This window comes from Limnospira platensis NIES-39, from assembly GCF_026000695.1.
GTDB lineage: Bacteria > Cyanobacteriota > Cyanobacteriia > Cyanobacteriales > Microcoleaceae > Limnospira > Limnospira platensis.
Map to the genome: position 1 here is coordinate 6,084,431 of NZ_AP026945.1, position 11,652 is coordinate 6,096,082.

General features: G+C 44.6%; 12 protein-coding genes. 11 read left to right on the forward strand and 1 reads right to left on the reverse strand.

The window, feature by feature from the left end:
- Positions 1-38: 38 nt before the first annotated feature.
- The gene (pdxA, locus tag N39L_RS29735; RefSeq protein WP_014277205.1) at positions 39-1,085 is read right to left on the reverse strand and encodes a 4-hydroxythreonine-4-phosphate dehydrogenase PdxA; all 1,047 of its coding nucleotides are present in this window, start codon (positions 1,083-1,085) and stop codon (positions 39-41) included.
- Positions 1,086-1,305: 220 nt separating this feature from the next.
- Here pdxA and rfbF point away from each other — a divergent pair, with 220 nt between their 5' ends.
- The 11 genes from rfbF to N39L_RS29790 all read left to right on the forward strand — a co-directional run bounded on the left by rfbF (position 1,306) and on the right by N39L_RS29790 (position 11,648).
- Positions 1,306-2,160 carry a glucose-1-phosphate cytidylyltransferase gene (gene rfbF, locus N39L_RS29740; protein ID WP_014277206.1) on the forward strand — a complete coding sequence of 285 codons (855 nt, stop codon included), beginning with the start codon at positions 1,306-1,308 and terminating at the stop codon, positions 2,158-2,160.
- Positions 2,084-3,121 (forward strand): NAD-dependent epimerase/dehydratase family protein, encoded by a 1,038-nt coding sequence (locus N39L_RS29745; protein WP_014277207.1) that lies wholly within the window; start codon positions 2,084-2,086, stop codon positions 3,119-3,121. The genes rfbF and N39L_RS29745 overlap by 77 nt, the downstream gene beginning before the upstream one ends.
- A gap of 274 nt (positions 3,122-3,395) precedes the next feature.
- Entirely contained in the window at positions 3,396-4,628 is a 1,233-nt protein-coding gene (locus N39L_RS29750) for a class I SAM-dependent methyltransferase (protein ID WP_006618542.1), read from the forward strand.
- Between the two features lie 83 nt (positions 4,629-4,711).
- Positions 4,712-5,941: a class I SAM-dependent methyltransferase gene (locus tag N39L_RS29755; protein WP_006618541.1), complete on the forward strand. Its 1,230-nt coding sequence runs from the start codon at positions 4,712-4,714 to the stop codon at positions 5,939-5,941.
- A gap of 116 nt (positions 5,942-6,057) precedes the next feature.
- Entirely contained in the window at positions 6,058-6,159 is a 102-nt protein-coding gene (petM, locus tag N39L_RS29760; RefSeq protein WP_006618540.1) for a cytochrome b6-f complex subunit PetM, read from the forward strand.
- Between the two features lie 207 nt (positions 6,160-6,366).
- Complete coding sequence (locus tag N39L_RS29765; RefSeq protein WP_006618539.1) at positions 6,367-7,344, forward strand: SDR family oxidoreductase; 978 nt, start codon at positions 6,367-6,369, stop codon at positions 7,342-7,344.
- A 137-nt stretch (positions 7,345-7,481) separates the two neighbouring features.
- Entirely contained in the window at positions 7,482-8,399 is a 918-nt protein-coding gene (locus N39L_RS29770) for an NAD(+) kinase (protein WP_014277208.1), read from the forward strand.
- Between the two features lie 50 nt (positions 8,400-8,449).
- The gene (gene nblR, locus N39L_RS29775) at positions 8,450-9,145 is read left to right on the forward strand and encodes a response regulator transcription factor NblR (protein ID WP_006618537.1); all 696 of its coding nucleotides are present in this window, start codon (positions 8,450-8,452) and stop codon (positions 9,143-9,145) included.
- 64 nt (positions 9,146-9,209) lie between these two features.
- Positions 9,210-9,728, forward strand: a complete 519-nt coding sequence (locus N39L_RS29780; protein ID WP_043469140.1) for a DUF192 domain-containing protein — start codon at positions 9,210-9,212, stop codon at positions 9,726-9,728.
- 609 nt (positions 9,729-10,337) lie between these two features.
- On the forward strand, positions 10,338-10,661 hold the full coding sequence (locus tag N39L_RS29785) for a hypothetical protein (protein ID WP_043468706.1): 324 nt from the start codon (positions 10,338-10,340) through the stop codon (positions 10,659-10,661).
- 36 nt (positions 10,662-10,697) lie between these two features.
- Positions 10,698-11,648: an Npun_F2552 family protein gene (locus tag N39L_RS29790; RefSeq protein ID WP_014277212.1), complete on the forward strand. Its 951-nt coding sequence runs from the start codon at positions 10,698-10,700 to the stop codon at positions 11,646-11,648.
- Positions 11,649-11,652 lie beyond the last annotated feature (4 nt).

Consider the following 11,652-nt stretch of genomic DNA (forward strand, 5'->3'; position numbering starts at 1 on the left):
TTGGCGCGATAGTTTAAGGGGTTCTATAGCTATTGCGTCTAACTATTGAATAAAATGGGGTGGAGATGGTTGCGGGGCTGATGGGCTAATTCTATGGCTAAGGCGATCGCCGCTTGAAAACTGGAGGGGTCAGCAATACCTTGACCGACGATATCAAAGGCGGTTCCGTGGTCGGGGGAGGTGCGGATAAAGGGTAAACCAATGGTGGTATTAACGGCGCGATCGAATGCCATTAGCTTAACGGGGATTAATCCTTGATCATGGTAAAGGGCGAGGTAAGCATCATGGGCGGCTGTGTTTTGGCCATACCAGGCTTGACCGGGTTTGACCCATAATGTATCGGGGGGGATAGGTCCGTCTAGTTGAATTTGGGGATAGCGATCGCGTTTTTGTTGTATCCAGGGAATTAGCCAATCTTGTTCTTGGGTTCCCAACTGACCGTTTTCGCCGCTGTGGGGATTAAGTCCAGCAACGGCTATTTTGGGGGTTTTAATACCAAAATCCTGGTCTAGGGAGAGAATGAGTAACTCTAGTTTCTGGTCTAGGAGTTGAGGGGTGAGGGTTTGAGGGACTTGTGATAGGGGAATATGGGTGGTGGCGAGTAAGGTGCGTAAAGTCCAGTTACTATGGGGCGATCGGGCTACAAATAGCATTCCGTAGCGGTTAACTTGGGAACGCAGTGCTAAAAGTTCGGTTTGTCCTGGGTAGTGATGTCCGGCGGCTTTCCAGTGGTTTTTGGCAATAGGTCCGGTAACAATTCCCTGAAATTGCCCTTTGAGGGTGGAGGCGATCGCTGTTTCCAGATAAGCAAAACTCGCCGCCCCACTGCTGGCATTTCCGACCCCAAATTTAATAGAGGATGGGGAGGGTCCATCATTAATATCTAAAATATTGAGATGATCAGGATTAGCGATCGCTTGAGTAGTTTTCCTGAGTTGTTGGTAGGTATTTTCCAACACCCAACGGCTACCCACCACAGTGATCTCGCACTTGTCAGTCCAAGTGGAATTAGCCAAAGCCTTCAAAACCACCTCCGGCCCTATTCCCGCCGGGTCTCCCAAAGTAATCGCCAAACGTCTTAACATTTCTACCCTTAACTTAACATAATTTTATTATTGAGGTTCAGCCTGTCATAAACTGCCGAGATTTTACCAAATCTTCACAATCAAGATGTTAAGTTTTACAATAGCCCCTATATGGATTTAAGTCAACAGCTTATACTAAATAATGTGTTAATTTTCAGGCTCATTCCAGACTCGACAGATTCAAATTGCATCAACCCAAACTCCCTATTGAGTAACATCTATGAAAGTTGGAATCCTAGCAGGTGGATTGGGAACCCGCCTTGCCGAAGAAACAGAAAGTAAACCCAAGCCCATGGTCGAAATCGGAGGTCGTCCTATCCTCTGGCATATCATGATGCACTATGGATACCATGGATTTAAGGACTTTATTATTGCCTTGGGTTACAAATCAGAAGTAATCAAAAAATATATGGTAGATTACTGTTCTTTAAACAGTAATAAGCTCACAGTTAACCTAGGCACAGGCAAAGTTAACATTGATGGGGGCTACCGTCAGGATTGGATAGTAGAACTACTAGATACCGGGTTATATACCAATACTGGCGGGCGGATAAAGCAACTTATTCCCCATGTAAATAATGAGACATTTATGTTAACTTGGGGTGATGGAGTTTCGGATATTAACCTCAAGCAATTATTAGAATTTCACCAAAGTCACGGCAAACTAGCCACCATGACAGTGGTGCGACCCCCTGCGCGTTTTGGTCTACCCAAAATAGACGGAAATCGAGTAGTTGAATTTTCCGAAAAACCTCAAATTAGTGAAGGATGGATTAACGGTGCTTTCTTTGTACTAGAGCCCGGAATTTATGATTACATTGCTGGGGATGATACCCAGTGGGAAAAAGAACCCTTAGAAAACCTAGCCAAAGATGGTCAATTAATGGCTTATCAATATGACGGTTTTTGGCAGTGTATGGATACTCTGCGAGATAAACGTCGTTTAGAAGCACTGTGGGAAACCAATCAAGCACCTTGGAAAACTTGGAGAGAAGAAGATGAAATTATTACTGACGGGACACAAGGGTTACATCGGGACAATATTAGTCCCAATGCTGTTAGCAAAAAAGCATGAAGTTATTGGACTAGACAGCGACATATTCAAACAGTGTACATTTGGGGAAGGGATTACAGAAATTCCCGAAATATGTAAGGATATTCGCGACATTGAAGCCTCAGACGTTGAGGGTTTCGATGCAATTTTGCACCTAGCGGGACTGTCAAACGACCCCCTAGGAAATCTGAATCCTGAGTTAACTTACGAAATCAATCATCAGGCTTCTGTGAAGTTAGCCAAACTAGCCAAAGAAGCCGGAGTAAGTCGCTATATCTTCTCATCATCTTGTAGTAACTATGGCGCAGGAGGAGACGACTGGCTAACGGAGGAATCACCTTTTAATCCAGTCACTCCCTACGGTATTTCCAAGGTAATGGTTGAACAAGATGTTAGCAAACTAGCAGACGATAACTTTAGTCCTACTTTTCTGCGTAATGCTACAGCCTATGGTGTTTCTCCCCGTTTACGGTTTGACTTGGTATTAAACAACCTAGTGGCTTGGGCTTTCACTACGGGGCGGGTTTATATCAAGAGTGATGGGACTCCTTGGCGACCCATTGTTCATATTGAGGATATTTGCCGAGCTTTCATTGCTACCTTACACGCCCCGCGAGAAGTCGTGCATAATCAAGCCTTTAATGTCGGTCGTAATGAGGATAACTACCGCATCCGCGACCTAGCGAATATAGTTGAAGAAATTGTGCCAAATTGCACGATTGAATATGCAGAAGATGGCGGACCTGATAAGCGTTGTTATCGGGTAAATTGTAGCAAGATTTTAGAAGCCTTACCAGAGTTTCAACCGGAATGGAATGCGCGTCGTGGTGCGTCAGAACTCTATGCAGCGTATCAAAAAATCGGACTGACTCTCGAAGAGTTTGAGGGGGAACGCTACAAACGTATTGCTCACATTCAGAAACTCATTGGAGAAGGAAGTTTAGATAATAGCTTGCGATGGAAAAGCCCGGTCAATGCTTAAATATACAACTGTTTAGCCAAGGTTAAATCATCTATTAACCATTTAAAAATGGCATCATAAACCGTTTAATTAATAGCTGTTGAAGTGTGTTAAATAAGTTGAAAAATCGACTTTATGACTATCTAACCAACAGCTAGAGATAATAGCTATAGGCTTGTGATTCCATTTAGTTAATTAGTAGCCGGGTTAGACAAGACCATATCTATAAATTGACTCCGTAATTGAGTCAGTTTCCAAATATTCTGATCCTGTAGCAATCAAACATCTTTAAAATATGCCTGACTCCATACCAGTCTGTCGTTCTTGTGGTTCAGAAAACCTAGAACTAATTATTTCCTTTGGCTACACTCCCCTAGCTGATGGATTAATCACCCGCGAGAATATTGATAAGCCGGAATATACAGCCCTTCTGGATTTAGTATTTTGTCCAGACTGTGGACTGGTTCAGATAACGGTTAGTGTTCCCCCAGAAATTCTGTTTGGTCGAGATTATCCTTATTTTTCGTCAGTCTCTCCTTCGTTACTGAAGCATTTTGGTGATAGCGCCGAAAACATTATTAAATCCAGAAAATTGAATAGTAATAGTCTGGTAATTGAGGCGGCGAGTAATGATGGATATATGCTGAAAAACTTTCTGGAACAAGGGATTCCGGTTTTAGGAATTGACCCGGCTAAGGGTCCGGTAGCGAAAGCGAGAGAATCAGGAGTTACGACAATTCATGATTTTTTCACTCAAGATTTAGCCCAAAAATTAGAGGCTGAGGGCAAAAAAGCGGATGTATTTTTAGCCAATAATGTTTTGGCTCATGTCCCTGATTTAAATGGCTTTGTTGAGGGGATTTATACGCTATTAAAGCCGGATGGTGTAGCGGTAATTGAAGCTCCCTATGTGGTAGATTTAGTAGATCATTGTGAATTTGATACTATCTATCATCAACACTTGTGTTATTTTTCAGTAACGGCGCTTGAGCGTCTATTTCGCCGCCATTCTCTGTATCTAAATGATATTGAGCGGACGGCTATTCATGGGGGTTCTTTGCGGTTGTTTGTGGAACGGAAAGAGGCGGTTCAAAACTCGGTAAAATCTCTGCTTAAACAGGAGAGGGAATTAAAGGTAGACCGTATGGACTATTATAAAGATTTTGCCGATCGCATAGAGGTTATTAAGGATAATTTACTAAATATTCTGTGGGAGTTGAAGCGACAGAATAAAAGGGTAGTAGGTTACGGTGCGGCGGCGAAAGCGACGACGTTGTTAAGCTATTTTGGTATTAATAAAACTCTGTTAGATTATGTAGCGGACTTGAACCAATTTAAACACGGACGTTTTATGAGTATCAATCATTTACCGATTGTACCGCCGTCAAGATTAGTAGAAGACCAGCCCGATTATGTTTTAATTTTGGCGTGGAATTTTGCGGAAGAAATTATCAAGCAGCAACAGGCTTACCGAGACGGGGGTGGGAAGTTTATCATTCCGATACCTCAGCCAAAAATTGTGGGTTGATAATCGGGAAATTCTGGGAGATTAAGCAGCGCCAATATTGAGTTTTAATTGAGTTTTATTGGTAGTAAAATTAGGAGATAAATATGAGTAGTAAATCAGTGGCAGATGTGGCTAATACTGAACCGGAGTTTAAGTTAGTTGAGCATACTTGTCCTAACTGCGGTCATCAGGAAATGTGGGTTTTCTACGAGGTGCGGGATGTCCCAGTTCATAGTTGCTTAATGATGCCAACCCGACAGGAGGCTTTAGATTTTCCGCGCGGGGATGTGGTGTTAGGATACTGTGAAAATTGCGGTTTTATTACGAATACTGAGTTTGATTCCAAATGGTCAGCCTACGCCCCGAATTATGAAGACCAGCAAAGTTTTTCACCAACATTTAATCAGTTTGCTCTGGATTTAGCGAATCGGCTGATTAATAAGTATAATCTCCGGGATAAAGATGTAGTTGAAATCGGCTGTAGCAAGGGTGATTTTTTGGTGCTAATGTGCGAGTTAGGGAATAACCGAGGGGTGGGTATTGACCCTTCGGCGGTGGTGGGACGAGTCCAAAGCCCAGCCACGGAACGAATTAGGTTTATTCAAGACTATTATTCAGAGGGCTACAGTGAATATGTGGGGGATTTTATCTGCTGTCGCCATACTTTAGAACATATCTACCCAACGGCTGAATTTGTGGGGACGGTGCGGCGCTCAATTGGGAACCGCCCAACTTCTGTCTTTTTTGAAATTCCCGATATGGGTCGAGTTTTGAAGGATTTGGCTTTTGAGGACATCTACTATGAACATTGTTCTTATTTTACGCCAGGAACTTTGGCTCGTTTATTCCGGGCTTCTGGGTTTGAGGTGACGGATGTATATTTAGCCTATGGTGACCAATATCTGTTAATTGAGGGGGAACCTGTCTCGGATTTGTCCGGTAAAATTCATCCTTTTGAGGAAAGCCCAGAGGAAGTTAAACAGGATATGAAATATTTTGCGACTCATGTTCAAGGCAAAATTAATCATTGGAAAGAACATCTAAAGACCGCCCAGGAAGCCGGAAAGCGGGTTGTAGTTTGGGGTTCTGGTTCTAAATGTGTGGCGTTTCTGACGACTTTAAAAACTGAGAATCAGGTGCAGTATATTGTAGATATTAATCCTCACCGACACGGACAGTTTATTCCGGGTGTTGGTCATGAAATTATGTCGCCGGAATTTTTGAAGGAATATCAGCCGGATGAGATTATTGTGATGAACCCGATTTACTGTGCAGAAATCCAGAAAATGCTGGATGAGATGGGGGTGTCAACAGAGCTGATTCCTTTGAGTTAATGGGGGTGGCGACTGGGTATGGGTGGGGCTGATGGCTATTTTTGGTGCGATCGCTACCGGTTCACCCTAAAATAGATAGGGCAATTGTTTAGACTTGTACAGGAGATCCAAAATTTATGGCTGGTGAAATTTTTAATGCGGCGTTTCTGTCCTTTGTTCTGATTCTGGTGGGATTAGGTGGCGGGTTCCTCCTCCTGAAAATCCAAGGTGGGGAATAGTCACCAGAGGCGGAACCCTACTAGGTGCATCAGATAAGGAGTTATCCGGTGCTGATTGCTGTTGGCGCTAATGGTAGTAATGGCCATTAGCGCTAGTGGTGTGGTAGGGGTAGGGCTCTAATCTGAGCAAATTATGAAGTTTTGTAAAAAAATGAGAGAATCTTTGATAATATTTTAGGTAAAGTTTAAGCCCCATATTGGTTATTCATGACATTATTAATTGTTGGTGCCACAGGTACTCTAGGTAGACAGATAGCCCGCCGAGCATTAGATGAAGGCTACCAGGTCCGTTGTTTAGCGCGTAGTTACAAAAAAGCTGCTTTCCTGAAAGAGTGGGGTGCAGAGCTGGTTCCGGGAGACTTATGTGATCCAGAAACGTTAAAACCGGCGCTAGAGGGGGTAAAGGTGGTAATTGATGCGGCGACGGCGCGCCCGACAGATTCCTTAAGTATTAAAGATGTAGACTGGAAAGGGAAAGTGGCGCTAATTCAGGCGGCTAAAGCGGCTGGGGTAGAGAGATTCGTGTTTTTTTCGTTCTTGGATGCGGAAAAATATACGCAAGTGCCATTATTAGAGATTAAACGCTGTACAGAAAAGTTTTTAGCTGAATCTGGCCTTAAATATACAATTCTGAGACCCTGTGGCTTTTTGCAAGGCTTAATTGGTCAATTTGCGATCCCGATTTTAGATGGTCAGTCTGTATGGGTTCCAGGGGTAAGTTCTCCGATCGCCTATATGGATACTCAGGATATCGCTAAAATCACGATCCGGGCGTTATCAGTCCCTGAAGCTGAGAATAAAACGTTTCCGGTGGTGGGTTCGAGGGCTTGGACAGCGGATGAAATTATCCGCTTGTGCGAAAGACTGTCAGGGAAACAAGCGAGAGTCACGCGCACACCTAACAGCATTGTCCGCATTGTCCGCAAAGTTACTCGATTTTTCCAGTGGAGTCTGAATATTTCAGATCGGCTGGCGTTTGTGGAAGTTCTCGCAACGGGTCAACCTCTGAAAGCGTCAATGGATGAGACGTATCAGATATTGGGTATGAACCCAGAAGAAAATACGACGCTGGAAAGTTACCTACAAGAATACTTTGGTCGGATCATGAAAAAACTGAAAGAGTTGGAATATGAACGAGAAAAACAGAAAAAACGTAAACAAAAGCGCAGCCCGTTCAAATCGTGAGAGTATTTGGCTGTAGGCTGATGTTGTAGTAGGCTAGTAGAATCAATCAGTCAAGTATTTTGCTGATTGTGGTACAATGGGGCGCTAAGTAAATTTGCCCCACTGATTGTTGATCAACCATTATTAAGTTTATCCCAGTGCCAAAAGTAGGGATTCTTTATAACGATGCTAAGGCTGCTGCTTGTCGCAGTGCAACTGAATTAAAGGACAAGTTGACCAACCTGGGTTGGGATGTTTTTGTAGCTACGGGAATGGGGGGGATTTTGGGTTATTCCAATCCGGATCGCCCTCTGTGTCATACTGCGATCGAGGGGTTAGCGCCGCCAGAGTTCGATCGCGATATGAGCCTTGCTATTGTCCTGGGGGGAGATGGTACGGTTCTGTCTGCGTCCCGACAATTAGCGCCCCAGGGTATTCCGATGTTGGCGGTAAATACAGGCCACATGGGATTTCTGACGGAAACTTATCTAAATCAGTTACCCCAAGCCTTAGAAGCGGTTTTGGCTGGGGAATATTTGGTTGAGGAACGCACAATGCTATTGGTGCGAGTATTTAACCAGGAAAGTTTGCTCTGGGAGGCTCTATGTTTAAATGAAATGGTGCTACACCGGGAACCAATGACCTGTATGTGCCATTTTGAAATAGAAATAGGTCGCCATGCTCCAGTTGATATTGCTGCTGATGGGGTGATTATTTCTACTCCGACTGGGTCCACTGCTTATTGTCTGTCGGCGGGGGGAGCAGTGGTTACGCCGGGGGTGGGGGTTCTGCAATTGTTGCCAATTTGTCCCCACTCTTTGGCTTCGCGGGCTCTGGTTTATGCAGACCGGGAAGTGGTGAGTATTTATCCGGCTAGTCCGAATCAATTGGTGATGGTGGTTGATGGCAATGGGGGATGTTATGTTCTACCAGAATATCACGTCCGAGTAGAGCGATCGCCTTTTCCGGCTCGTTTTATTCGTCTGAAACCACCGGAATTTTTCCAAATTTTGCGGGAAAAACTAGGCTGGGGACTCCCTCATATCGCGAAACCTACTTCTGTGGAACTACCTTGAGGCACAAGAGTCGAATCAATTAGTTTTCTACTGTTAATAACTATTGCCGTATGAATGCGATCGCCCTAGATTCCCGTGCTTCAATATTGATTATTGAAAGTGATCAACTGTTGGCTGAAAATATCAGTAATGACTTGCACGAGTCCGGTTACTATCCGGTAGTGGCTCACAATACCGCGATGGGTTTACATCAGGTGATGGAAGTGCAACCGGCTTTGATTGTGATAGATAGGATGCTGGGGGGAGAGTCGGGATTGTCTCTGTGTCGCCATCTCCGGGAAATGGGCTGCACTGCGCCTATATTGATATTTATGGCTCGTGATGCGGTTGATGACCGGGTGGCGGCTTTGGAATCAGGGGCTGATGATTATTTTCTCAAACCCTATCGCTGTGAGGGGTTCCTGGATTTGGTGAAGCTATATCTAAAATCTGAAGATAATCAGTTGGATATGTTGCGGTTTGGGGATTTGGTCTTGGATTTGGCTACGAGACGGGCTATTCGTAACCATCGGGCGATCGATTTAACTATGAAGGAATTTGATTTACTGAAATATTTAATGGAACATCCCCGGGAAGTTTTGACTCGTGAACAGATCCTGGAAAATGTCTGGGGATATGATTTTTTGGGAGAGTCTAATGTGATTGAGGTTTATATCCGCTATTTGCGACTCAAAATTGAGGAGGAAGGGGAAAAACGATTGATTCAGACTGTTAGAGGTGTAGGATATGTTTTGCGAGATACCTAGGTCGATTTTTACCTTGAGTGTAAGTCTGATCACGAAGGCTGGCGGCGGGTCTGGGCGGTGGGTGATGGATTGGCGGCGGTTGGGGTTAAGTTGTGTGACTATTACTTGCTTGTTGGTAGGCTGTGATACCCATAGGATATCCGTCCCTGCTGATCAGTTTGATCAGGATATGGCGCAGATTTTTAATCAGGGTCAAATGCTACCGATTACGGCTAAAGCTATGATTGGCGATCGCGAAATTCAGCTTGAGGTGGCGAGAACTCCTGAACAACAGGCTTTGGGGTTGATGTTTCGGACTTTCCTTCCTGACGATCGCGGTATGTTATTTGTTTTCGATCGCCCGGAGTTGGTGGGGTTTTGGATGAAAAACTGCAAGATTCCTTTGGATATGGTTTTTATGCGCGATGGGGTGGTTCGTTATATTCAGGTTAATGCTCTCCCCTGCGAGGCTGATCCTTGTCCGACCTATGGACCTACTGATGTGATGGTGGACAAGGTGATTGAGTTGCGCGGGGGGCTCACTGAGGAATTGGGTTTACAGTTGGGCGATCGCATCTCGGTTAGCTTTCTTGAATCTCCATAGAATAGTGTTGCTACCTGTTTGGCGATCGCTATTGTCATGGCTATTGTAAAACTTTGTAAATTATGCTTGCCTACTCAGAAAATGGTGCTATATTAGCACTATGAGGACACAAGAAGAAGTAAATTCTTTGAGTAACCCAGTTCGGACTTGAAGCCTGTGTCCGCCCGCTTGAGTCCAATTGCAGCGTCTGAACAGTGCGTTCGAGCTATAACTTGTTAGCATCGTCAAAGGGGTCAACTCCCGGCCTGAAGGCTCTCGTAAGTTGAGTTTGTTTGGGATCGGTGCTATAAACGGAGCCTGTATCGGCTTGATTTAAAGGTGAGTTCCCTGAGTCAGAGTTGTTGCAAATTTTGTTAACCAAATTTAGATCCTATCATTTTTCTGAGTAACTTAACCAACGTCTGCTTGAGTCAACTGAGTTTACTCAGTCGGTTTAGAGCCTAGTAGCCTCCTACTAGGCTTTAAGTAGTTTAGGGGTATTTTTAGTGATTTGGTGCGATCGCCACATCTGGGAAAGTTTGACGAAATCAACCGAAAACGATTACAATTTAAACTCTCGTATCTTCAGCCTCATAGTGTCAAGACATTAATTGAATTGAGGGAACAATCATGCCTAAAGGTTCTTTTGCGACAATGCAGGTAGAGACAGGGGAGCCACAGATCTCATTTTACTATGAAAGTGGTCAAGTTGAAACGTTCAGTATGCCAATTTCTGCCACTGAATTAGCCCAAAAATTGCCCCAACTGTTATCACAACGGTGGGTAACTTTGCACTTAATTGATCAAACGGTTTTGGTGTGTATGGCTAAGGTAACTAAGGTAGAAGTGAAGCCGCCACTTCCTCAAATTCGAGATCAAGCTACTTTCGCCAATGCTCAGAGGGTAACCGCCTTACAAAGGGGAGCAGCGGGTAAAATTGGAGTACAGCAGTAGTTAAGTTAATTGGCGGGTGCGTCTCATATTAAAATCATGTCTTCAGTAAGTTTAATTCGAGCAAGTTCCTATGAACCCTCAGCCTTGCGCCATTCTTTGGAAGCCTTGTTAGAACCTTTGGGAGGTGTGAGAAGATGGGTAAAGCCAGGCGATCGCGTTTTATTAAAGCCGAACTTATTAACGGGTTCTCGTCCGACTAAAGAATGTGTAACCCGTCCGGAATTGGTGGCGGCGGTGGCTAGGTTAGTGAAGGAAGTAGGTGGTCAGCCATTTTTAGGGGATAGTCCAGCTTTTGGGAGTGCTTTAGGGGTAGCGAAAGCCAACGGTTATTTACCCCTAATTAGGGAGTTAGACTTACCGGTGGTGGAATTTCACGGTCGCCAGTATTCAACGGATACCCAAGAGTTCGATCGCCTGCGGTTAAGTCGGGAGGCTATGGAAGCGGACGTTGTGATTAACCTCCCCAAGGTGAAATCTCACACCCAGCTAACAATGACTCTGGGGGTGAAAAACCTGTTTGGTTGTGTTCCGGGGAAAATGAAGGCCTGGTGGCACATGGAAGCGGGAAAAGATGCCGATCGCTTTGGTAGAATGTTGGTAGAAACTGCTAGAGCGATCGCCCCAGAATTGACGATTATTGATGGTATTATCGCCCATGAGGGAAATGGTCCGAGTAACGGGGAACCGCGCTTGTTGGGCTTGCTAGGGGCTTCTGAGGACGTTTTTGCTCTCGATAGGGCAATGGTAGAACTGTTAGGGGTACAATGGGATTTAGTCCCGACCCTAGTGGCGGCGAAAAGTCTAGGGTTGTGTGGGGAGCTAGAGGCGATCGCTTTTCCTCTGTTGCACCCGGACGATTTACGGGTTGACGATTGGCGACTCCCCGACACAATGACCCCCATAGATTTCGGCTTACCCAGGGTAATCAGATCAACTTTTCGGCATATATATATTAAGCTAATCGGGGAGCGAAGACAAGCCCTATAGGTTT